This window comes from Mycoplasma sp. 2248 (genome assembly GCF_034863245.1).
In the GTDB taxonomy this organism is placed as follows: Bacteria; Bacillota_I; Bacilli_A; order Mycoplasmatales; family Metamycoplasmataceae; genus Mycoplasmopsis.
The window spans coordinates 19,196-44,643 of sequence record NZ_JAYFFC010000006.1 but is presented as its reverse complement, the minus strand read 5'-3'; the positions used below and the strand labels follow the sequence as shown (position 1 = coordinate 44,643).

Genomic DNA, 25,448 nt, shown 5'->3' with positions numbered 1-25,448 from the left:
GATCAATTGCTTCTTGTTTTTTGTTAATGTTTTTAGCTATTTCATAGTATTTTTCATCTTTTAGATCGTTAGCTAAAACATCATCAACTAATTGAGCTTTGTCTTCTTGGTTTAAGTTTGGATCTTCTTGAATTTCTTTTAATTTATTGAATTGATCACGAATTTTATCAAGGATTACTGGAGCTTTGTCATCGTTTCCCTTGAATGAATTTATTTCATCAATTAAAGCTTCTTTTTGTTCATTTGGTAGATTTGAAGCTTGAATTTCGTCTATTAATTTTTGTTTTTCTTTAACCTTATCAATTTGGTAATTTAATGCTGGTTTAGCTTGTTTATTTTCTAATTCAGCAATTTCATTAGCTAAATTGTTCTTTGTTGTTTCAGGTAAATTGTCATCGTTTCTAATTTCTTTAATAGCATCTTGTTTGATTTTTTCATTGTTTAACTCTTCATTAAATTTAGGACTATTAGGTTCAATGTTAGCTATGTTTTCGCTTAATTTAGTCTTATCGTCTTCTGTTAATGAATCATCATTATTCAATGTTTTATATGCATCTTCTTTAGCTTTGATTTTGCCAAGCACATCATCATAGTTTGCTTGTGTTGAATCTGCTTTAACAATGTCATCAATCAAGTCTGCTTTTTGTTCAGGAGTTAAATTGTCATCATTCTTAATTGTTTCAATTAATTTTGCTTTATCAACAATTTTGTCTAAATTGTTTAAAAATTCTTCTTTAGTAATTCTTTCATCGTCATTAGGAGTTTGAACATTATTTAATTGGTCAATTAAGGCTGTTTTTTCTTCATCTGTTAAATTAGGATTGCTTTGAATTTTTTCAATTGCTTTATTTCTAAAGTAATCATAGTTAGTTTCTCCATCAAGTGCTTTTTCAGCTGCTATTAAAGCTTTTTGTAAGTCTTGTACTTCTTTTAAGTTTAAGTTATCACCACTAGGAGCAACTAACGCATCAACTTGGCCTTTAACATTATCATAATTTGTTTTTGGCTCTTCGGTTGCTGCTACATATTTATAATTACCTTCTTGCGCTAAATCATTAGCTATTTCTTGAGCTTTAGCTTTAATTTCTGCCATTGCGTTATCAAGAAGTTTAGCATCTTCCCCAACTTGTTTAAGGTCGGCAATTAATTTTTTCTCATTTAATGATTCTTTAAGAGCTGCTTTTTGAGCATGATTTAAATGTTCTAAAGCATCAATATCAGCAATAATTTGTTGTTTTACTTCATCAAATTTCTCATTACCATCTAGAGCTTGTTCAGCAACTTTAATGTCATTAATTAAGTTAGCAACTGCTTCTGGACTTAGTTGAGCGCCACCATTTTCTTTGTCAACTAAAAATGTAGCTTCATTTAATAAATCATCATATTTATTGCGAGGATCTTCATCAGCATTTAAGTATTTAGGTGTGTCTTTAACTGGCGCTTGATTTGCTAATTCCTCTTTCAATAAGGCCATTTGGTCATTTAAGTTAGTTGCATTAGTAACAATTTCGTCAATTTCTTCTGGTGATGTTGCATTATCGATTTGAGTAGTTAAAGCAGCTTTTTGTAAATTATTAATGTGTTCTAATTCTTCTAATTTAGCTAAAGCTTCTTCTCTACGTTTTTTAATGTTTTGTTCACCGTTTAAGGCAGAAATTGCATCATGAACCGCTTGGTTTTGGTTTTTAATTCTATCTAAATCAACAATATTATTAGTATCAGAATTTGGCTCATTTAATTGAGCTAATAATTCTTTAGCTGCTTCAATAGCTTCATCATATTCGCCTTTTACATCATGTTCTGAACCGGTGTAGTGAATTGATTCTTTAATACCGCTTTCACCATTAATATTATCTTTAAGCATTTTTGTTAAATCATTAATTTGCTTGTTCTTAGCATCAACTGCATTAACATCAGCAATTGATGTTTGGCCATTAATTTTGTCAATTAAAGCTGCTTTTTGAGCATCTGTTAAATCAGTGTAAGTTGCATTATCACCATTGATTTTAGCAATCGCTTCATTTTTAGCTCTTTGTAATCTTTCTTCACCATTTAAATCGTTGATTGCTTTATTTAATTTTTCGATTGCTTCATTAACTTGGTCTAATGATAAATTAGCACCATCAGTTTTATTTAAAGCATTGTCACGATTAGTAATTTGATTGTTGTATTCGGCTTGTCTATCTTCGAATGCTTCTTTATATTTGATGCTATCTTTATCAACAGAGGCAATTTCGTTATATGTTTTCATTGCGTCATCTAATGATTTAGCATCTTTTTCAAATTCATTAAGTTCAGCTAATGGAGTTTTATAAACTTTGTCAATTAAAGCCGCTTTTTGAGCATCGTTTAAATATTGCTTGTCATTAATAGCTTTAATTAAAGCTTTTTTGGCCTCATCATCGGCTTTGGCTTGGGTTAAGATGTCATTAATATTTTTGTCATATTTTTCACCGTCTGCAGTGTTTAATTCAGCCTCATTAACTGCATCTTTATAAGCTTGTTTTTCTGCTTGTGTTAAATGTGTTAATTTGTCTATTTCATTATTAACGTTAGTTTTAACTAAGTTTAATGCTTGGTTTAGATAATCAGTCACTTTTTCAGCACTTAACTCTTTGTCATCGGCATTAATCAAGTTGATTAACGCTTGCTTGTTGGCAGGGGTTAAGTTATCAAAATTATTTAATTTATCTTTAAGATCGCTTCTAATACCATCTAATAGGTCTTTAGCTTGATTTGCTTCACTTACTTTGGTGTCTAAATTAGTAGCTTCACTGTTAAGATCGTCAGCACTTACAGAAGTTAAGTCTTTGTTGCTTAATTCATCTAAAGCATTTTGAAGATTTTCAAGCGCTGTGTCATAAGCGTCTTTATTTTGTTTATCTAATTTATAAACATCATTGTTTTTGTAATTATTTAATTCATCTAATTGTTCTTTAACATCGGCAATTTTGGCATCTAATGTTTCTGCTGCTTCTACAATAGTTTCAGCATCTGCTTGAGCGTCGGCGTTAGCAATATTTTCTTTTAATTGTGCTTTTTGATCATCAGTTAAATTGTTTAAAGCATCAATTCTTTCGTTTAATGCATTTTGGTTTTGATCACCATTTAATTCACCATAAGCAGTTTGTAAATTGCTTAATACTGTTTCAACAGCACTTAATTCTGAGTTAGCGCCATTAGTTTTATTAAGTAATTCTTGAGCCGCTGATAAAGCATTATCATAAGCTTGTTTTTTATCAGCATCTGCCAAAGTATAAACAACGGCTGTTTTAGCATAATTGTTTTGATCATCTTTAACTGTTTTTTTAGTTAAAACGGTTAATTCAGTTTTAACAGCATCACTTAATTCTTTCATTTTAGCATTTAATGTGTTTGCTGTTGTGCTACGAGTTTGAATTGCTTCAGTTGAAGTAGCTGATTTTAAATCCGATTTATAAGCGTCTAATTGATTGTTATTTAAATAAGGGTAATTATTCGTTGCCTCAGCAATAGCTTTTTCAATTTCTGCTTTAAGTTGAACTTTAGCTACTTCATTAAGAGTATTAGCTTTTGCTAATTCATCTAATAAAGCTTGTTTTTGTTCTTCAGGAACATTGTTATTAATGTATTGAGTAACTTTTTCTTTTTCAACTTGTAAAGTTGTTTTAAAGCCTGTTAAAGTAATTGTTCTTGTGTCAGTTGAAACAACTACTGGGTTTTGTGGATCATTATTTGAATTCAATATCTCTTTGGTTGAAGCAATTTTGAATGTTATATCTAATGTACCATTGTCATTGTTTGGTGATAATTGAATGCTGTTTAAATAACCTTCAACATCTAAGTTTGCTGGATTGTTAAAGGCTTTAATAGCTTCTTTAGCAACTTCACTTGGCAATTGATTTCTATTAATTGCGTTAGTATCACTTTCATTAATAGTAAATGGAATTTTTGAATCAGCTAAAATAGCATCCACTCTTTGTTGTTCAGTTAAAGTGCTTAAAGCATTATTATTATTTAATGTATAAGTTTTACTTGATTGAACACTTTCAAGATTTTCTTTAGTTGATTGATATTTGTAACTTAAGTCTAATTTACCTGTTAATTCATTTCTATTTGAAATAACTAAATCAACTGGTTTAACATCTGCAGGGATTGTAGAATCGTTAAATTCAATTTCATCAGTTGTAATTTCACTCGCTGTATCTGTAGCTCGATTTGCATCTTTAACTTTAGCTAAAGCAAGAGATAAATCATTTAATCTTGCTAATTCTTCATCATAACGTTCTTGTCCATTTAAAGCATCAATTGCGCCTTTAATTTTTTTGTTTAAAGCATCAATTGTTTCTTTATTCATTAAATCAGAATTATTTTCAGTATTTAAAGTAGCCACTAAATCTTCTGCTTCTTTAATCACTCCACCTTTTTGATTATTATTTTTAGCAGGATTACCATCATAAGCAGCTCTTAAATCATTTGTTGTGTAAATATAATCACCGCTTGCTGTTACAGTATCTTGATCCGCTATGTAATCACGCAAGGTTTTCATTGAAGAATTTAATTCACTATTAGTTGCATCTTGAGTAGTAACTCTATCAATTGTTGTTTGTTCATTAATTAAAGCAATTGCTTTTTCTTTTTGTTTATCAGTTAATGATGAATAATCAGAATTAATTTTTCTAATCGCTTCATCTTTAGCTTCTTGTAATTTTTCATCACCATTTAAATTACTAATTGCTTCTTGAATTTCTTTAGTTCTCTTTTTAACTTCTTCTAATGATAAATTAGGTCCTTGAGTTTTATTAACATCGGTTTTTTGCTGATTTACCGCATTATCTAAAGCACTCTTATTATCTGCATCTGCTTGAGTATAATCTGTGCCTTGTTTAATTGTTTCAATATTATCAGTTGCATCGTTGTAAGCTTCCATTGCATTATTTAAATCACTTGCATCTTGCGCAATTTGATCTAATTGATCTAGATTAGCTTCATCAACTTTATTTTTAAGTGCTGTTTTTTGTGCATCATTTAAATGTTCACAATTATTAATTGCTTCTTTCTTTGCATCTTTTTGATTTTTTTCATATTCAGCTTGAGTTAAAAAGCCAGTTCTTGTTTGTGATGCTGAAACATCACTATAAATATTATTGTTTTTAACTGCTTCTTCAGTAATTGTTACTAAATCTTCTTTAGTTCTTGTAGTTTTTAATTTATATGTATATGAAACTGAACCATCAGTATCATTAGCTGTAGGAGATGATAAATCAGTTAATTCAACTTGGTTATTAGTTCCATAATTCTCTGCTAAAGCAATTGTGTAATCAGTAACTACAGTTGAATCTGAAGCACGTTTAATAGGGTCTGCAGTGATTTTGAGAATTGTATTTTGATTAGCATCTGTGTCTTGTTTGACTAAATTATTTAATCTGGTAGATTCTGTTTGAAAACCAGTAATTACTGCAGTTTTTTCATTAGAAATTGCATTTGCATTAACAGTTGATTGCAATTTATATGCAATTTTAATTTTACCGTCTATATCGTTATAACCAAGATATTTAACACTACCTGCATAAATTTGCGTTTTTGTTGGTAATACTCAAGTAATATCTTCATCGTTATTATCTCTTTTTACAACAGCTGAAGCTTGAATATTTGGTTTTTCACTCACATCTTTATAATCTGGAGTAGCATTTAATTTATTAACTCTATTTTGCTCATTAGCAAAACCAGTAATATCATAGGTTTTATCTTGAGTATAAACATTAGTTTTATCACTTGTTTTTACTATTTTATAAGTAACGGTTAAAGTTCCGGTGTTATCATTACCGCTAATAGAAATAACTTTAGTTTCTAAACCGTTTGCATCAGGAGAAATACTTAGTTGAGAAACTAAACTTTTGTCAGCAGTTGTAGGTTCAATATTTTTATTTGGATAATCAAAAGTAGCAGTATAGTCTTTAATTCTAGCTCTTTCAGTTCATTTATCAACAATTGCTTTAATGTTTTTATCTGAACCTATTAAAATTTTGTCAGTAAATGGTTTATTTTCATCATAATTGTCTTTGTAAAGAGTAGCATTATCTATTTCTTGTTTAGCTTGATCTTTTTCTGTTTCTGTTAACTTATCTAATGCTGAAATTTGAGTTTTAGCTTCTTCTTTTGCAGTCACAAAAGCACTAGACATATGATTATTTATTTTTTTAATAAATTCATTATTTAGAATAAGTTTGACTGTATTTTCATTATAAGAAAAAATATTGAATGTACTCAAAGCACTTTTTAAATTATTTTTAGCACTTGTTTTTTGATTGTCGTCTAAATAGTTAAATTTATCTATTTCGGTATTAAATTCATTAATCGCACCGTCAAGACCTTTTGCTTTTTCTATTCATTGTTGAGTAAAAATGTCATTATTATCATTATAAAACTTAGTAAGAATAGCAGTTGATTCAAAAATATTTTGAACAGTTTTATCAGAAGCATTTGTTAAGTTTTTATCAAATGCCTCAAGAGCTTCTAAATCAATCTGACTTGTAGAACTTGCAAATTCAAAAGAACCTAAATTATTAAAGTCATTTTCTGATTGTTTATAAGTTTCAATTTGTGACTTAACTGAATTTTTGTCATTATTTAATTTATTAACTTTGCCAATTAATTCAATAATTGTTTTAATTTGCTCGTTTGTAGCATCTAAATTAGCAAATGGATTTAGTTTGCTTTTTAAACTAAGGTCTTTAACTTGATCTTTAATTGTATTGATAATGAGGTCTTTAGCTTTATTATAATTTCCACTATAAGTTGAAGAATTTTGTTCAGTAATTGGATATTGTGCTAATTTTGCAAAATATTTTTCAATTTCAGTTTTACCACTATTTATTACAGCAGTTAAATAATTATTAAGTGCATTGTAGACTGAATCCATTGAAGTTTTTAAACTATTATATGATGCACCACTTGGGTTAGAAATTGAATATTCTGTAGAAGTAGTTCTATCAATTGCGCCAGATTCCGTATTGTATTCAGTTGAACGGAAATTAATTTTGTTAATATTTCTATTTATTATTGAATCTAAAGAATCTTTAGATGATTTTGTAGCCAAAGCATAAATGATTTTGTTAGTTATATTTGCATCGTATTTTGAATCATAAACACTATTACTTAAAGGAAAATCACGAATTTCTTTATATTTTTTTTCGATTGCTTCTTGTTGTTTATCAAGAGTATCAATTTTCTCTTTTCATTTAGTTAAAATAGTACTATCTGAATATTGCTTACTTGCTTCAAATCCTGATTCATTATCTAATACCATTTTTAAATAATCTTTTTGACCTTTATTTAATCATTGTTTATTATCAACATATTTCTTAGCTAATTCAAGATCAGTATATGTATAAGTAATTGAATTGAATTCAATTCCATCACTATCAAATCTACTTGATGGTAATGGGCTAGCAGTTAATGAACTACCGTTTTTAACTTTTCATTTTTTAGCATCTCTACTATTAATTGTACTTCTTAAACGTAAAGAATTTTTACTATTTACTGCTTTTGTATCTTGATAAACACTTTTGGTACTAATTGTTTTTTTGTTTCTATTAATTCCATCTTTATTAATCTCATAATTAATATTTGAATTTCCATTTTCAGTAATTCTTAAAGTAGTTTCTGGAAATGCATCACTCTTAGGATCATAAAGATCAGAACCAAGTTCTGAATCAACAAGTTCTAAAGTATAGAATTTTTTACGTTGAGATTCTGATCTATCAGCTATTTTTCAAAATCCAGAAACAATTCTTTGATTATCGTCATCATCTTTTTGACGGTATTCGGCTGATCCAAAGAAAGATTTATTGGTTGTTGATGAACCGGTATTACCAAAAAATGTTGTAGTGCTTGGATTAGCCACATCATTATATGGCTCAAATTCTACTTCTGCTACTGCTCCAGCAACTAAATAATCAAGCTTTTTATCCATTTCAATATTAAAGACAAATAAACCACCTTGATTGTTATATATAATGTCAGCTGGTCTGTCATTATTAATAAGATTTTTTTGGAATAAACCAAAATTTACATATGAACCGCTATTATTTGATAATTGAAATCCTCTTGATCTAATATCTGACATATTAGTTGGAGTAGATACCAAAATATCATACATTCCGTTATGTTTTTCTGAAGACCTATAATTGTCTCAAGTTCTTTTTTGACTAAGCAAATCAGCACTCAATCCATTTGTATATGCTGTTGGAATATTTTTGTAATAAGGCAAGTATGCATAATTAGTTAATCATGCTTCTAAATTATCTCCAGCTTGAGAAGCACGAAGAGGATCTTTATTTACTTTTTGCACTTTTCCAATTCAAGGTGAAATATCATAATCAGATAAGTTAGCATTTTTTTCTTCTTTTAATTTGATAGTATAAGTTTTTTGTTGTAAAACATTTGAATTATTTCTATCATCAACTTTAATATACAAGTGAATTTTAATATCACTTGCTATTTTCATATCATTTGAAAAATAAAATGCTCCTGTATAGAATGTTGATTGCGCACCTTGAGTTGCAGAACCATGTAATGGTTTATTAACTAAGTTATAACCTATTTTAAATCTTTTGGTATCGGTACTTGCATTATATCCATTTCCATTTCATCACGGTCCATGATCTACACCTTTGTCTCTAAAACCATCTACTTGTCAAGAATAAAGTGTTCCACTTTCTGTTGCATAATTAGTACCTGTTCAATCGGAAACATTTACGTTGTTTGGAAAACCTGGATTTGAGGCATCAAATAATCTAAATCATGAATCTCCAACTGCTCGATATTGTCAATTAGCATTGGTGTCGTTGAAATTCTGATTACCGTTTGAATTAAAAATATTTATATATCTATATGGTGCATATCTGGCATTATGATTTGAAGTTGGAAGTGAATTATAGTTCTTTCAAAGATTATCCTGTAAATCAATATTAACTTTATCAAAAGTTCAATTAGTGCCTGAAGTAGTTTTACTTGTCACATTGGTTGAGCTTGTAGTCGATGAAAGAGTCAAAACAAGTCCTGCTAATGGTACTGATGCAGGAATAATTAAAAGGCTCCTTTTTAATGCTTTATTTTTCATACATATCTCCTATTCTATATATATATATATATATATATATATAATCATGAGTTAAAAAGTGTTAAGAAATAAAGTCTATCAATGTCTTTTTAGAATTTGATACTACACATATGATAACTTAACTAACATAATAGTAACCGTCCGAAGTTCTTGAGCTCCTTGTTTTGTCGTCAGCAAACAGGAGCACAAGACGAGGACAGTAAGTCTTTCAGTAGTTAATTAGAATAAGTGTTGTTATTTATATTTTAAAAAGACATAAAACAACCAATAATCTTCTTACTATTATTTTAACAGAGAAAAACAAACTATATAGACACAATATTATGATTTTTAAAATATAAATATATACCTTATTACCTTATTTAATTTCTTCCTACAGTGGAAAAATTAAATAAGGTATATATAAGATATATACACTAATAACTAATATATAAAATATATTTTTAATGAATATATTTTATATATTAGTATATATAACATAATATGTATTTAAAAACTATTCTAACATATTTTTAAATACATATTATGTTATTGCATATATAGTATATTTATATACTATATATGCTTACGTTCTTTTTATCAGTAGTCTTTGTGTAAGTTGATAGCATCAAAGCAATAAAAAAACAGCAATGTTAATTACTGTTTAAATCGCTCTTTTACTCTGACTATTTGAAAATTCTTTTAAGGAGTGAGAATCCCTTTATTCTTATTTGTGATAACCTAACTCAACAATTGAGTTCAAAAAATATAATATATTAATGTTCAATTTCTTTAAATTTAGAAAAGAATAATTAATGAAAAAAAACTTTTCAATCCCTAGCAGCATCTATAACTATAATAAATTGATTTTGTATCAGCTTACTCTTCAAAATAAAAGAACTCCAAAAGTGAGTTTGCTTTAGCTTTTGTATTACATTTATCTCTACAAAGAAAGGTCACTTATGGCTGATTGGAGTTCAGTGATATTTAAGAAACGAAAGAGATTTTTTGTATGCTTGTTTTGTGAATTTGTCTCTCCTTAAATACCATTTATATTATACCATATATTTTATTTATTTTATAAATAAAATATATATTTTGTTAAATAAAAAAATATTTTGAGAAAAATAAAAAATTGGTGTTATAATATTTATGCAGTTAAACAAACTTGACCCCTTGTTTAGCATACAGTCGAACTTATAACTTCTTTTAGTTATTTGTGTGATATATTCTTTAAGTATGTTAAAAAAGAGAAGTCAGAGATGTTTGTTTAATCTCTGACTTTATTTGTTAACTTAACTGCATCATACTTTGAAAATATAAAAAGAAAGGAAATCAACTTAAATTGACCCCTGTTGATTTCCTCATGTATAGTATAGCACAAAAATCAACAGGGAAAAGCTTAAAGTTTGATTATTTATACAATGAACTTAAAAGAATATTCAAAAATTTATGTTAATAATTTACATAACTCAAAAACAAGACAAACATATAAATATTTCTTTGATAACTTCTTTAAATGTTTCTCAACACCAGAACCATCAAATGAAGAACTTAAAACAGTAATAAAAGATTACAGAGATAGATTAAAACCTAGCTCACAACAAACATTCTTCTCAATGCTTAAATCATTAATAACAAAATACAACCAACTAGAACAAAAGTTTGTTTATGATGTTTCAATCATTCCAAATATCAAAACAGTTAAAGCGGCAACATATGTTCCAGATGTTGTTGAACTTTCTAAAATAAAGAAATATGCACTCAACTATGATAATTCAAAGGGTGTTGCTTCGTTTGTCTTATTCGCTATCGAAAATGGTGCTAGATTTAGTGAAATTTGCAATGTTTTAGCTAATAAAGACAACTTTGTATATATGGAAGAAATAGAAGTGTATTCATCATATACACAAGCTAACAAAAACAACAATTTTAGAGCTTACAACATCTCTAAAGAGTATTGACCTTTATATGAAGAATTCATTGATAATTCAAAATTCCCTAGAGATATGAATTATCAATTCACAAGGTTTATAGCTGAACTAAAAAGAGACTTACCAGAGTTCGCTGATAAACCAATTACAATTCACACATTCAGAAAAGCATTTGTTACCAATCAATATAGAAACAATACAGACATTGTAAAAATCCAAAAATCAACAGGTCATAAAGACACAACAACATTAATAAATACATACATAATTCAAACACCTGAAGAGTTAGCAAAGATAGTTAAAGATGCTACTGACCCAGCAAGACTTAAACTCATTAATCAAGCTGAAATGATGAGAGAAATTGAACAACTTAGAGACTTTAAAGATATTGCTCTCATCAATGAAAAGAAACAATTAGCACTGTTAGAAGCTGAAAGATTAGAAAACCAAAAATTAGCAAAAGAAAATGAAAAATTAAGAAAACAAATTGAATTGCTTGAAAGAGGAAACAATGAAAACAATTAATCAATCACAAATATTAAGAATAATAGAAATCACTTCAAAGCTTTTAACTTCAAAGGAATTTATAACTTGTCCTATTAAAGAAATAAATCACTTTGTAAGGGAAGAAAACTATGTTTATGATAGTAAGTTCAAAAACTCTATTTCTGATGATTTTAACTCATATATTTGCAAAATAGAAGAAGATGGGACAGTCTTTCATTCATACCTTAAAGTTTTGAAGTTATGAACCAATAAAGTATGTTCTAACTTAACTGAAACAGAAGCTATTAAATTAGTTAAAAAAATAAAAGCATTCAAAGAAACTCAAGGGGAGAAATAATGAAGAAAACAAAAATACCATCTGAACTTTTGCTATTCACAGAACCAAAAGAAAGAAAATGAGAAAAGCTTAAAAGATACTTCAGAGAATGAAGAGATTTCAGAAAACAAAAACAAAGCTATGAGAATGTTATTTCATTAATTACCATACTTGCAAATAAAGAATCTTTGAAGTTAATGGTTCAAATGTCTTTTGCTGATAAAATGTTCTGAACATATAAGAAGTTTTCTGTAATTTCCTTTATTTCTAAATTAGAAGTATTTTGAAGTGTTGAAACAGAATTTTTAGACTTCTTAAAGAGACAATTATATGATTATATTGATAGACAAAATCAAAACGATGCAAATAACTTTAATGATGTTTTTGAAGGTATCTATGAGATAGTTCATAGAACAACGACATATTATTTAAAAACGCATTACTCAGACAAATATCAAAGGGATAAGTTTTTAAAATAATTATGATTAAAGAAAAAATCAAACTTCCAAACTTCGGAGAGCTTGGAATAGATATAAAAGAATATCTCTGAAAAAACCTTCCTTCATCATTTACTGAATTTGATTCGAAGTTTTCACAAACATTTAAAACTTATATGATAAAGTGAATGCATACAAAAGAAATCGACCTTGACTTATACCCACAATATAAACATATTTTAATGTATATGACTTTTATAAACTTCAGAAAAGAACTACAGCTTGCTAATTTACTTAATAAAGCAAACTTCAAAATCAAAGCAACTTCTTCTTTTGTTGATATGAAATACAAAGTTGATTTATATGGAACCAACCCAAATAATGAACTTATATTTATACAAGTTAAACCACACGATAATCATAATAATGAATATGATTTGACTAACTTGTTAGAATATTCAAAAAAGCACTCTGCTACTCCTTACATCGCTTTCAAACAGAACCAACAATGAAAGATTAAGAAACTCAATACAAACAAAAAAACAGCTTAAACTGCTGTTTTTTCTTTGTTCTTGGTCTTAATAATCTCTTTAAGTCTTTCGAGCTCTTCTTGCTCTAAAGGGACATTCTCTAGCACTGTAATAGCAGCATCTATTGAATGAACTTTCATTCACTTAAAGAAATCTAAAACCTTTTTGAAAAATTGTCTTATCTTGTCCATTTTAATTTTCTCCATCAATAATTTGTTTAACTATCTTTTTCACATCGTTAGATACACCATTGTTTTCAACATATACTTTAAAAGCAGCATTATATCTATCTTGTGAAAGTTCAATGTTTCTTAATCTTTTGTTAATATCATCTATTTTCTTTGTTTGCTGTTCTATTAGATGAATCAATGCAGTCACTTCATCTCCTTGTTTTGTGTTTGTTATATTAATGTGATTAGCAGACTTATTTACATTGTTTGACTGCTTGTTTTGTTTGTATTTAGTTATTAATCAATAAACAACATACATCAAAGCAATAACAGTCACAGAACCACCTGCTCCTGCTATTGCTGTAATTACATTTTCACTCATTTTTTAGCTTGAACTATTTTTAAAGCGTGCTACTAATATAGCATATTCACTTGGAGATATAGGGTTTCTATGGTTAGATGCTCTATCTCATATTGTTAATTGTGTGTCTGTTGATTTTGTATATTTGATAACAACATTGATTGCAATTTTTTCAACTGCTTTTCTGTAAATGTATGGTGTTTTTTGTCCTGCTTTGAACTTCAGTTCATTATTCTCAACATAGAAGTAATCTCCTTGTGCACCAATAGCTGCATGTGATATTTGTAAGATTGGAAATTGCTTTCTATTTTGTGGTTCTTCAGTTGATGTGTAAGCAGAAAAACTCCCCTCAATATTCACTAAGTCTTTAACACCTGCTATTAATGTTGAAGGTGTGTCGTTACTTCATTCAGTTTCATATTTAACTAATTTCTTATATATAGGGAAACCTTCTAGATATTCACCTGTGAATTGCTCCTGCTCAGTTGTGTTAATAGCTCAAGCTAGTGTTGTTCCCATCTCGTCAACTGTTTCTCCTAAATCCGTAATATCACTATTTCAGGGATGTGAATCTAACTCTTCCCTCATTGTTTTAACAATTTGATAAAGATATTTGGTAGCTTCACCGTTTGATTTTGTCTTTTTAAGCTCTTCGATGTTTTGAACTAGCTCTTTAAACTTTTCTTCAGCTTGTTTCAGAAATCCTGGTTCTGGTGCTCCTTCAGCAGCATCATCACTTCCAAATAAGCTGTCGCGAACTTCTTTAACTTTCAAATCAACATTTTCTTTTCAGAGTGTTAATTTAGGATATATTGAATTTCATTTCTCTTCATCTGCCGCTCTTACTTCATTGATACTTTGAAGCGTGTTAGTGTATTGCTCTTCATAGTTTCTTTTGAATGTTGAAAAAGCTTCAATCTCTTGATTTAGAGCATTCTCTAACCTAGTTCTTTCGGCTTCTAGTTGTTCAATTTTGTTAATGTTATCTAAAATTTGATTTGCTTGGACTTTGTCCATTTGAATATTTTTTCTAATCTCTGTTCACTCCATTGACGAAGGGATTCTTTCAGCTGATAACTTAAGGTTTCTAATATCTGTGTCTATTTGTTCTGTCTTTGTTTCAACTGTCTTTTTAAACCCTTTAATATCTTTATTTACCTTATCAAAATCAGTTGTTGAAACAAAACCCGACAACTTGTCTAAACCTTTAACAATTTCAACCCCTAAACTGTCTCATTCTCCATCATAAAGCAACTTAGCAGCAATCGGGTTTAAATGTTGTTCAGCAAATACAAACTCTCTTTGTGTTCCTAATACTTGAGCTGAACCACCTAAAAGTGTAAGTCTTGAATTAACTTCAGGAATAGCATTATTTGTATATCTGTTATTTACTTCGTGGAACATTGATTTTTTAAGCAATTGATATCTATCATCTCCAATAGCATTTTTGAACTGCTCCACATTGTAATCCACTTTTTTAGCAACTAGTGATACAACACTGTTTATTAAGGCATTAACAGAGTTATAAACACTGTAAATTACTCTGTTATATATTTCTTCATCTGATAACTCACTCATTAAATTAGAGAGTTTTTTTGGTGTCTTGAAAGGGACTAGCATATTGAACTCAGAGCTTTTAAACTCTTCAAATGATAGACCCATATTTTTGATAAATAAAACTTCTTGTCTGTCCATCTTATTTTGTCCTTTTTATTCTCTTTGCTTGTTTTGTAAATGTTCGTGATTCATTACCGTAAATATAAGGTGTAAATTTAAGTACTTTTTTACCTTTAGCATTTGTGGTTTGATAAGCAAATAGTTGTGTCTTGTTTGTTCTGTGTTTTTTAACATATTTATCATATTGGTTTGTTTGGAATAATGTTTCATCTAAAGCATCAGCTGTAGCATAATGCTCTGCTAATCTAAATCTCTTAAGGAAATCTCTTTGAACTAACTTATCAACTTCGAACTCTGTTGATGTGTTTATTCTTATTCTTCCCATATCTCAACCTCAAGCTCAATTGTCCAAATAATATTGTCCTTTTGATGGAGCTTTTAAGAAGTTAAACATCTCTTCATAAGACATTGTGAATTGTAAGGGTCTTTTTCCTTTTGGAAAGTTCTTTGATTTAGTCGCATCTCTCTTAAAGTATAAGAAGAATGAAACATCATTGCTTTGGTCTCAATATCTTTCATCATAAAGTCGTATTCCACTAATTCACGAACTATTAAAATAGAATTGTCCTTTATTTGCTAATCTATTTGCTCTGATATATTTGTTTGCTGTTTTTGGACTAATTACCTTCTTCTTAATGATTTGGTTTTGTAATTGCTTTTTATAATAAGCAGCTTGTAATCTAACCATTTTGTCTTTAATATTCTTTTTGACTAATTGTTGTGCTTTTGTTGATAATTTAGTCACTAAACTAAAAGGGTTCTTTACAATTGAGAAAAACTCTTTTCCTGTTTGAATTGCTTTGCTTATTGTTTTAGCATTTACAAACTTTCTAATTGTGTTGCTTTTAATTAGTTTGTATTTATCAACATACTTAAAAGCAGTCTTTGTAATTGTTTCAATCTTTTGTGTTAATCCTTGCTTAATAAATGAAACAGCTTTTTTAGTTGCTTGAATACCTTTAGCAATACCTTTTCCAAATTTAGTTACTTTTTTAATATATGAAAATCCTTTTGCTAAACCAAAGGTTGCTGTTTCAATAGCGGTTGATATAGCAACAGAAGCTCAATCAACTGCTCCATTATTTTCAACCAATGAAACAATTACATTCTTTACAAATCTTGCTCCTATTTTGATAAGTTGTAAAGGAATAGCACCAATTGGTAAAACGACACTCAAAGCATCAATCGCTACTTCTAAAAGAATATCTATAAAAAAAGATGAAACAGCTTTGAATATTTTGCTTCAAATTGTTTCATCTTTTTTCTCCTTGTCTTCTCTGATAGCTCTTAAATAAGATAATCTCTCTTGTGTTGATTGATACTTAATTTGAGGTTCTTTGAAAACTAAAAGCATAACTGTCTAATCTCTTGTAGCTGGTTCAGTGATGAATTTGTCTTCATTTTGTTTAGATTTAGAGCTTGAAGCAATACCATAAACTAACCCAGTGTATAAGACACCTAAAGCATTAGCAATTTCAGCTCTTACAACAATATCAGCTGAAGCATTATCAATTGGTCCCATATACATTTTGATAGCATTTACGGCTCTTAAACCAACGAATGTTGGAGCAACCAACACATCTAATTGGTTAAGAAAAGGGTTAGAAACAACTTTGTAACCACCGATGTAACCAATTGAGTATTGACCACCATCGAATGTTTCTTTTGCTCTATCTCCAACAACTCCGGCATCTGCTAAATAGTCAAATGCTACAGGGTGAATTGATACCAAGATATCATCTGGTGCAATTTGGTCAATTCCTTGTTCTGGTGAATATGTTAATGTAAGTTTTGTTGCTAACTTAACAATTTCTTTTTTATATTCAGCAGGTGTTTTTGATTCGTAATCAATAACTGAAACTTTGCTGTTTTCAATAGCTCTATTTTCTAAAAGGTTGAATCCTGTTCTTTCTGTTAATCTAACGAAGTCTTGAGACATCTTTGAAAGCTTAATTGAAGCAATATCAATTGGTAATAATTCCTTTTCTTGAGCTGTAAGTCCTTCATAAGCAACTAAAGGTTCATTTCAACTTACTGAAACTTGTTTTCCTAATCTGAACTTATCAGGTGCTCCTGCTCCGATTCCTTCTGCTCTATTTTTGAAAACAGTTGAAGGGTTCAACATAACAGAAATGCTTCTTTGTGAAACTTCTAAAACTGTGTTCCCTTGTGCGTATTTTGAGAAAAGTGATCTATCTTTGTAATAATCAACTAATTGTGTTGCTGTGATTTGTGAAAGTGTAATTGGTGAATTTGAGTTTGATGCATCTACTAAACTCTTTTCACTTGTTAAAATTGATTTAATTTGTGTATTTAACATGTTTATCTCCTTTAATCTATGATTATTCCATTACCTCAATATTTAGCTTTGAACTCTTGTTGTGGTTCTTTGCTTTGTGTTGGTTCTGGTGTTTCTTCTTTAACTTCTCAACCTAATTCAGAAGCTTGTTTTAATATTGAAGTTTTTAAATTAGCAAAATCTAAATTATTGAGCTCAATCTTTTCTTTGTTAACTTTTCCTTTAAAGTTCATTGTATCAATGGTATTATCAACAATTAACTTAATATTTTCTTTTGCTAATTTATTCTCTTCAATAAGTTTTGAATAGAGTTCTTTTGTTGTTTCAAATTCAGAGAGAGTTGATTTTAGAGTTTCAATCTCTTGTTCTTTATTTGATAACTTCGTTTTAATATAGTTCTCTAATTCTTCTTTTGTTTCAAAAATAGCATATGTATCTAAAGCATTAAGAATTTGAGTTCTTTTAGCATCTTCAGATAAACCTAATTTTTGAAAAGTTTCTTGGTCAGAAAGACCTAATTTTTGTGAAATCTTCTTGATAATTTCCATAATGTTCTGTCTTTATAAGGCTGCAGTTCCTTGTCCTTTCTTATCAGAAAATAATTTTGTTATATGGTTTGTTATTGATTGGAATTTCCATATCATTAACCATAATTCAATCTAGTCATAATGCTCTAATTTCAATGCATCTAACAGTATCATTATTCTCTTTATGAATAACAATACTGTTATGGTCTTGAAAGTCATCATTAACTAGACCTACTGACTTAACAAACTCATCAGGTGAGTTAAATATTGTATTGTTAAGTGTTTCATAGAATTGGTGTGGTTTAATTGCTTTTGGTTTGTTTGAGAAAACAAATTGTGATAGACCAATTGTTGAATCTTTTGGTCTATCAGCTCAACCTGGAGTTGGACTTATTTCATTTCCGTTTTTATCAAACAATGGAAGATATTTATCAGGGTACTTATCTAATTCAGGAAGTATCACATCTGCTTCTTTTAATCATTTATTAATATAATTTTTTCTAGCACTTCCAAGTGAAGAAGTGTAAGCAACTCCCCCGTGACCACCGTGTGCTTGAATAACATCAGACCTTATCCATTTAGATGCTAACTTATAATCTATAAGTTCGTACTCATCACTAATATGATAATGATATCTTGCTTGACTTTCAAATTCCTTAATTCCTTTTATAAGGTCTTTATATCAGTTATATCTTTCACCATAAATTAAATCGGTATTTACTGATATAAAACTGTTTGAATATCTTTCAAAGTCATAAAAATGATAAATCGACTCTCCCCCATATTGAGGGTTATCATTTATAAATTTTGAAATAACAGTTGGTGGAATATAAAATCTCTCTGAAGGATAATTATTACTTTCACCAATTACAACATTCATCACTCTATAAGGAACAATTACTGACCTTGTGCTTGCTCCTATATTTTGGTCAATAGTAGCGCTATATTCAACTAGTTTCTTAAACCCTGATGGTTTTAAAAATAAGTAAAAAGGTCAGTTATAGTTATAAGACTTATCATTAAATTCAACAGGTGTTGATGAATAATCAATCTCTGTTAATGATTCGCCTAAAATTGGAAGTTGAACATTCGAACCATTGAACATAAAAGTGTTATTATTCAAAAATGTGTTTTTTGTCCTTGATATGATGTCTCCATTATTATCAACATCATATAAGTAAGAAAATCATTTATATTCTCCATTGTTGTATCAAGAGATTAAAGGAGAATAAAGGAAGTTTTCATCATTCAGACCACCTTTTCAAGCATATGTTGTTATAAGCATATTTGAGAAAGCTAGAATATAGTTTTTTAATATATTTGTCTTTTCAAACTCACCAGATACAAAATATTGATTTAACTTTGTTTTAATTGCATTATCTGTTCAATTCTTTAAGTCTGATATCTTCCCGTTTTTTTCTTCAAACTTCTTAATAGCTTCTTCATTAAGTCCTTTATAACCTGACTTCACTGTATTAGTTACACTTATTAATTCTTTTAAGAAAATCAAAAACTCATTTTGTGGTATTGTGTTTTGGTTTTTCAAATATTCATTTAATAAATAAAAATTGTTATTTGCTAAACTTCAGAAGTTCAATGAATATCTATTTTTAAACACATTAAAAGGGTTGATTGTAAGCATATATGGAGCTTGAGACCTGTTGTCCATTTTAATCAATCTATCTTTATCATTTAAGAAGTTAATAGAGTTGATTAAAGCTCCCTTATTCATCTTTAAGACAAAGTTATCAGCTGTTAAATCAACAGGGTTGTTTTTCCTAATAACAAAGTCAATATTATGAAGTTCTTTGTAATAGTCTAATTGCGTAAGTGTTATATCAGCATATGCTTCTAATACATCGTTAAGTTCCATATTATCAATTTTGTTTTCGATAATATAGAACTCATTGAATTGAGTCACATAAGGACTATCAAATGTGAAAAGATAAAAGATGTTTTTAGATGGTTCAACTTCTAGATAGTTATATAAATCACTATCTCCTGTGATTGTGTAAGAGTTAAACAATTCATTGCTAACATTACCATCATCTAATAAGGTGTTTGATAGTTTTGTGTGGTTTAACTTAATAACATCAAACTCTTCAGGTTCTGGTAAGTTAATAACATTGATACTATGTTTGATGAAACTTAAAGGTTTATTTGATTCAATCTTATAAACAAAAAGCTTTGAAGTGTTATTGTTGAAGTTCATCATTTACCTCATTTGTTTTTGTTTGTCTAATGTCTTGGTTTCTATTTAATAGAACCCCATTTTGGTCAGTTGATAATATTTTTGCTTGTTGTTCTAAATATTTTGAAGAGCTAGTTGTTATAACATTGATATCTTGTAAATAATCCAATCCTAACACTCTCAACACTAATCTAGCAAACTTTTCATAATATATCTCTCTTAAGTTTGCTTTACCTTCAATATAGTGATTATATGAACTGTTTAATTGTTGTGCTTCCACTGAATGAATGTTGTGAGTTCCACCATCAGTAGAATCCTTTTTGAAGATTAAAGCTTGTTTGATTCAATACATAATGCTTTCAATTGATTGAATTGTTGAAAGCGCTGTGCTTTGTGATTGCGCTATTTCGAAAGGTTTAACCATTTGGTCACTATAAGGTGCTATTGAGTGTGTTTGAATGATTCTATCTTTTCCTAATGAGAACAATGATTTAGACACACTGTTAGATTTAGAGTTTCCTAAATCTCAATTGATTAAAGGAATTGGAGCAGATAAGAAACTATCAAAATATAAAGCGCTCAACTTAATGTCCAACAGAGCAAAAAGTTCTTGGTCGATTAAATCCATTTCTGCTTGTCCTGTTGAATTGTTTTTGAAGATAACAAAAGGAATAAAGTTATCTTTGAATATTTCTTGTTTGTATCTTTTACCTAATAAGCTTGAAAGTGGTTGTCTCTTTCCATTCTTATCAATAATTGACTTTTCAACATAACCCTTATTGTTTAATAAATCATATGTTGTAAATGTGCTATATTCATCAACTCCATTTGATAACTTACCTGTGTTAATTTGTAAATAAACTAACTCATTATCATCATTAGTTTCATAATCGACAACTTGAGCTAAAACCACCTTTTTATTGTTTTGAATTCCTAAAGCTCAAATTCCTTTTGTGAATAAGAACTTTTCTAGTTGTTGAATAATTGAAAGAAAATCATTTCTCTTTAAGAAAGCATCAAACTCTTCTTTTCCATTAACAAACTCAAAAGTTGGAAGTTCAGTTGCTAATTCTGAAACTTGAAGTAATGCTCCCTGCTTTTCAAAAAAGCTTCTTGAGTTGATTTTGAATTCATTATCAATCTCTGTTGGAATAATGGAGTTATTTATGACCATAGCTCCTTTTTTGAAAATTGCTTCATTATCTAACGCCATAATTCTCTCCTTGCTGTGCTAAATTTCAAAGCACTTTCTGCTTTTTGTATGTTAAGCTGTTAGACATTTCAAAAGCATTTATTAAGTCATATATCTCTGGAAAAACAGTTTCATCTCTTTTCTTTTCTCCAGGTTCAACATATTGCTTTGATAAGTTTTCTAATAGCTTTGTTGTATCATTTGTATTTAAGATATACACCATATTATTTCCAAAGATTCACTCTGTTCATCTTTGTCTGCTTTCGATACCAAACTTTTCAGTTCTTGTATCTTTTCTATTTGCTAATCTTGAATATATTTTGAAATCTGGAAACTTGCTAGCTAATTGCTGAAGTTCCAGATTTACGTAATCGCTTACATGGTCATTATCTGTTAAGATAACATTCTCAAATTTGTTTAAGTTAAAAAATTCATTTGTATGATAAGAATTTTTTAACTCTTCAAATATTCAGATATTGCTTTTAATAATCAAATCAATTAATAACTTATTAACTTCAACTCTTGTTGGTCTATGTTTGAAGAACCTTTTAAGGTCTTCTATAGCATCTAATATTACAATCTTTCCATCATCTAAAAGCAGCGTTCTACATCAAGAAGCATTATCGCTCTTTCCGGGGTCGTATCCATCAAAAACACCTAAAACTTTTCCTGCTCTTATAAACTCTGATACTTGCTCATTTGTAATGAATTCAATATTGCTATTAAAGTTGTTGTTATCGTAGATTAAACTTTTAAGATAGAAAGCACTTTGTTTATCTTCATTAACAAAAGCAAAACCTGCTACAGTAATAACTCACAATCTGAAGTTAGTTGATTTTAAAAGTTCAAATTGTTTTTTTTGTATTTCGCTCATTTCACTGTTTGGAGTGAATAATTTTGAATACATAATTACATTGATACCTAAACCTTCAGAGAATGTTGAAGATGTTTCATAAATAAACTTATCTTTAACTAATCTATCTAACACTTGAATGTTAGTTGTTCCATTGTGTGAAATTAATGGAATAACCTTATTATGATAATCAGTTATTAAAAAGTGCTCTGTTGTAAAAATGTTATAAAAGAACTTAACTTTTAATTTTGTATCTTGCGGTGCTTTAGTTCTCAAAACAGTGTTTTGAATTAATAAGGGTATGTTCTCTTTTTGGTTTTGGTATAAGTCCCTTAATTGTCCTGGTGTATAGTTTGTATTCTCAGGGTCTTCAATTGGTTCATCAATAACTAACTCCCCAAAATAATAATCTGCTTTTGGTAATGTAATACCTTGGAATGCTTGAATCTTTTCGAAGTTTTGAAACAATATTTTTCTACATGTTTTGGTATCAGTCCCATCACTTCAGTAGATAGCATCTTGTGTAAAGACTAAATATCTCTTGATATTGATTTTGTGTTTTGTTTCTAAAAAGTCTGCTGCTTTTTGAAACATTGGTATCAATGTATTCTTAATATGGTTGTATTGATTTCTACATCAAACAGAGTTGAAGTTGGTTTCATTAGCTAATCTATAAAGTGTGATAATAGCACCATTGAAAGACTTTGAAACCCCTTTTGCTCCACTCTGAATTTCAAAGAATTCAGAGCTTTCAAAAGCATCAAAAGCAGGGTTATCTGGAAGGTCTGTATAGTGTAATATCTCCTTTAATTTTTCAAGTGGAAACAACGACATATTAACTTCCTACTTTTCTTCTACAAATTCAAAACATGATTCGTGTTTTGGTTTTGTCTCTGTTGGTTTTTCTTGTGGTTCTTCAACCATTGAAAGTTCTTCATAACTCCCATACACTTGATAATAAGTTGTCTTTTCATCTTTTGATAAATTCTTTTGAACTAAAGGGACAAACTTTACAAATGCTCTTGAACCTTTTTTGTTTAGATAAGGTGATTCATATATTGGTGGAACTGCTCCATCCATCATAGCAGGGTGTCTTACTTTTAAGGTTTTGATTAATGTTAAAAATTTCTTTTGATTGTCTTTTAATGGAATAGCAGCTTTACAATATACAAAGTTTTTCTCTGTTCTAATTTCATCAGTTAATAATTCGACTGAAGCATTTACAAAAATAAATGTTCCTTGCACTGCTTTATAAGCATCTGCTATATGGTAAGCAATTACCTCTGATACGTATTTGTTAAGTATCTGATAGTGATAAATTAGATACATAAATGTGTTAAATATATGATTGGTGTGTTCATTATTGAAATCATTTGCTAACACACTTCCATAGAAATTTAAGAAGTGTCCTACTTGAATTTCTTTAGACGCTTGTTCTGCTTGCTTTCCTGTGAATTTTAATTTAGCTGAAGCAGGTGTTGGTCTGTAATTCTCTGAATGGAATTTATCAGCATAAAGAACATCAACATATAATTCTTTAACTTCAAAACCACTTTGTGTTGTTTTTGTAATTAATTGACCTACTTCTTTAACATACACTACACCTTCACAATATGAGAAACCTTTGTGAAAGGTGTAGTTGATTGTTTTATTGTTTTCCATTTTCTTTTTCCTTTCTTTGTTTCTCTAGATTTTTAAAAGCACTAACAATTGAAGATTGATTTTCTTGTGTTAATTCAATCATTAAAGCTAAAGGTTGAATGAATACAATTTCTTGTTCTTTACCTATACATCCATTCCTGTTTTTAGCAATTGATAAATTAACCATTGAATAATCATTTCTCTCTTTATTCTCTTCAATGTCTCTCTCATATAGAAACAACACAATATCAGCATCTTGTTCTATACTTCCACTGTCTCTTAAATCAGTAAGAACAGGTGGTTCTGCTTTTAACTTTTCAACTGGTGTAGGTTGCTGTCCTTTTTCATTTGCTTTTTTTGTTGTTTTTGGTTTTCTTTGTTGTGAAGTTGTTCAGTCTCTGCTCATTTGAGAAAGAGCAACGACAGGAATGGATGTATCTAAAGCTAGCTTTTTTAATATTCTTGATATATATGAAGTTTGTTCATACTTACTAGAGAAATGTTTTGCTGTTGAAAGTATTTGTATATGGTCTATAAAAACAGCTCTAACTTTCTTTTGTGTTCTTTGCTCAAAAAATACAATTAAGTTTTTAATGTGTTCTGCTCTTATATCAGGGTCATCTACAAAATAACATTTTGAGTTTTCAATCACTCTATCAAAACCCATTCTATTGAATGCTTTTAAATCTTCAACTATATTTAAAGACTCATAAAAGTTTTTTAATTCATAGAACGTATTCATAGAGAAAAGCTTTTGTGTAATCTCTGAAGCGGTTTGTTCTAATGAAATGAACAAGACACATTCATCTTTATCTAATGAACTATTGAGTTCATTTATCAAGTTAATTAAAAAGGTTGTTTTTCCTGTTCCTGGTCTTCCCCCTAAAACAATGAATTGTGAAGGTCTTAACCCCTGAAGTTCATTGTCTATAAACTTAAACCCTGTCCCTTTTAAAGTCATTTGATTCAAGTTTGGTTTTTCCATTCATTCAGTTATTACTGAACCTACACCTTTGATTTTGATATTTTCAAAGTTTTGCATACAAAAAAATCTCCTTCAATTTTGAAAGAGATTATTGGTTGAAATTTTGTGTTGTGATTAAATGAACATAGACCCTATTTTTTTTCTTAGCACCCACCACTTGCTTGTGATATCAGCAACTCAAAATTATATATATATATATATATGTAATATAAGTGTCAATTGTATCAGAATTACTAAGAGAATTATGAAAAAATTCAAACTTTTTTGAAAATTAAATCAATTTCAGATATGACGTTAATTCTTGTGGAATTTGTTGCCTCTTGTGAAAATTCTAAACAAAATAAATAAACAGACACACTAAAGGTGGATAGAAGGGTTAATTAGACATAATATCATCTCAACGTTGTCGGGGTGTTTTTCAATCTGATTTTGATTGAATACTTTCGTTGATGTATCAAAAATAAACTCATTAATTATTTTGCTAAGATCATCAAAAGTTATCTTGGTTATATAAATTAGTTTTAAACATTCAGATTCTAAAATCGAAAATAAATATTCTGCTTCTATGTTGTATGGCGAGTTGCTAACTCTCTCCATTGAAACAATGCCATTATTTTTAGATATTGTTTGCAAATAATCTTTAGTTAAATATTGGAAACAATGGTCTAAATGTGCTATTCATTGTTTGTTTAATTTTATTTTGACATGTATTTCATAACTAAATCTAAATCATTTATTTTGGACAA

Annotated in this window: 16 protein-coding genes; 4 read left to right on the top strand and 12 right to left on the bottom strand. The window is 28.8% G+C overall.

Features of this window, described 5'->3' with window-relative positions:
- Window positions 1–9,103, bottom strand: a 9,103-nt coding sequence (locus tag VBM91_RS02295; protein ID WP_323189157.1) for a hypothetical protein, incomplete at its 3' end; no start/stop codon positions are given.
- A 1,403-nt stretch (window positions 9,104–10,506) separates the two neighbouring features.
- Here VBM91_RS02295 and VBM91_RS02290 point away from each other — a divergent pair.
- The 4 genes from VBM91_RS02290 to VBM91_RS02275 are packed head-to-tail and all read left to right on the top strand — an operon-like array spanning window position 10,507 to window position 12,827.
- On the top strand, window positions 10,507–11,541 hold the full coding sequence (locus VBM91_RS02290; RefSeq protein ID WP_323189156.1) for a tyrosine-type recombinase/integrase: 1,035 nt from the start codon (window positions 10,507–10,509) through the stop codon (window positions 11,539–11,541).
- The gene (locus VBM91_RS02285) at window positions 11,528–11,860 is read left to right on the top strand and encodes a hypothetical protein (protein ID WP_323189155.1); all 333 of its coding nucleotides are present in this window, start codon (window positions 11,528–11,530) and stop codon (window positions 11,858–11,860) included. Before VBM91_RS02290 ends, VBM91_RS02285 begins: the two co-directional genes overlap by 14 nt.
- Window positions 11,860–12,318 carry a hypothetical protein gene (locus VBM91_RS02280; RefSeq protein WP_323189154.1) on the top strand — a complete coding sequence of 153 codons (459 nt, stop codon included), beginning with the start codon at window positions 11,860–11,862 and terminating at the stop codon, window positions 12,316–12,318. The genes VBM91_RS02285 and VBM91_RS02280 overlap by 1 nt, the downstream gene beginning before the upstream one ends.
- 2 nt (window positions 12,319–12,320) lie before the next feature.
- The gene (locus VBM91_RS02275; RefSeq protein WP_323189153.1) at window positions 12,321–12,827 is read left to right on the top strand and encodes a hypothetical protein; all 507 of its coding nucleotides are present in this window, start codon (window positions 12,321–12,323) and stop codon (window positions 12,825–12,827) included.
- Here VBM91_RS02275 and VBM91_RS02270 read toward each other — a convergent pair.
- Genes VBM91_RS02270 through VBM91_RS02220 form a run of 11 tightly spaced genes read right to left on the bottom strand, consistent with a single transcriptional unit; the run spans window position 12,824 to window position 24,759 of the window.
- A complete protein-coding gene (locus tag VBM91_RS02270; protein ID WP_323189152.1) occupies window positions 12,824–12,997 on the bottom strand; it encodes a hypothetical protein in 174 nt (57 codons plus the stop codon). The genes VBM91_RS02275 and VBM91_RS02270 overlap by 4 nt on opposite strands.
- A 1-nt stretch (window position 12,998) precedes the next feature.
- On the bottom strand, window positions 12,999–13,358 hold the full coding sequence (locus VBM91_RS02265; protein ID WP_323189151.1) for a hypothetical protein: 360 nt from the start codon (window positions 13,356–13,358) through the stop codon (window positions 12,999–13,001).
- A 3-nt stretch (window positions 13,359–13,361) separates the two neighbouring features.
- Window positions 13,362–15,032 carry a hypothetical protein gene (locus VBM91_RS02260; protein ID WP_323189150.1) on the bottom strand — a complete coding sequence of 557 codons (1,671 nt, stop codon included), beginning with the start codon at window positions 15,030–15,032 and terminating at the stop codon, window positions 13,362–13,364.
- A gap of 1 nt (window position 15,033) precedes the next feature.
- Window positions 15,034–16,368, bottom strand: a complete 1,335-nt coding sequence (locus VBM91_RS02255; RefSeq protein ID WP_323189149.1) for a hypothetical protein — start codon at window positions 16,366–16,368, stop codon at window positions 15,034–15,036.
- A gap of 6 nt (window positions 16,369–16,374) precedes the next feature.
- Window positions 16,375–17,334: a hypothetical protein gene (locus tag VBM91_RS02250; RefSeq protein WP_323189148.1), complete on the bottom strand. Its 960-nt coding sequence runs from the start codon at window positions 17,332–17,334 to the stop codon at window positions 16,375–16,377.
- A gap of 11 nt (window positions 17,335–17,345) precedes the next feature.
- Window positions 17,346–17,861, bottom strand: a complete 516-nt coding sequence (locus VBM91_RS02245; RefSeq protein WP_323189147.1) for a hypothetical protein — start codon at window positions 17,859–17,861, stop codon at window positions 17,346–17,348.
- A gap of 40 nt (window positions 17,862–17,901) precedes the next feature.
- The gene (locus VBM91_RS02240) at window positions 17,902–20,052 is read right to left on the bottom strand and encodes a hypothetical protein (RefSeq protein ID WP_323189146.1); all 2,151 of its coding nucleotides are present in this window, start codon (window positions 20,050–20,052) and stop codon (window positions 17,902–17,904) included.
- On the bottom strand, window positions 20,036–21,244 hold the full coding sequence (locus tag VBM91_RS02235; RefSeq protein WP_323189145.1) for a hypothetical protein: 1,209 nt from the start codon (window positions 21,242–21,244) through the stop codon (window positions 20,036–20,038). The genes VBM91_RS02240 and VBM91_RS02235 overlap by 17 nt, the downstream gene beginning before the upstream one ends.
- On the bottom strand, window positions 21,231–22,910 hold the full coding sequence (locus tag VBM91_RS02230) for a hypothetical protein (protein ID WP_323189144.1): 1,680 nt from the start codon (window positions 22,908–22,910) through the stop codon (window positions 21,231–21,233). Before VBM91_RS02230 ends, VBM91_RS02235 begins: the two co-directional genes overlap by 14 nt.
- 9 nt (window positions 22,911–22,919) lie before the next feature.
- Window positions 22,920–23,738 (bottom strand): hypothetical protein, encoded by an 819-nt coding sequence (locus VBM91_RS02225; protein ID WP_323189143.1) that lies wholly within the window; start codon window positions 23,736–23,738, stop codon window positions 22,920–22,922.
- Window positions 23,725–24,759, bottom strand: a complete 1,035-nt coding sequence (locus tag VBM91_RS02220) for a DnaB-like helicase C-terminal domain-containing protein (RefSeq protein ID WP_323189142.1) — start codon at window positions 24,757–24,759, stop codon at window positions 23,725–23,727. The genes VBM91_RS02225 and VBM91_RS02220 overlap by 14 nt, the downstream gene beginning before the upstream one ends.
- Between the last annotated feature and the right edge of the window lie 689 nt (window positions 24,760–25,448).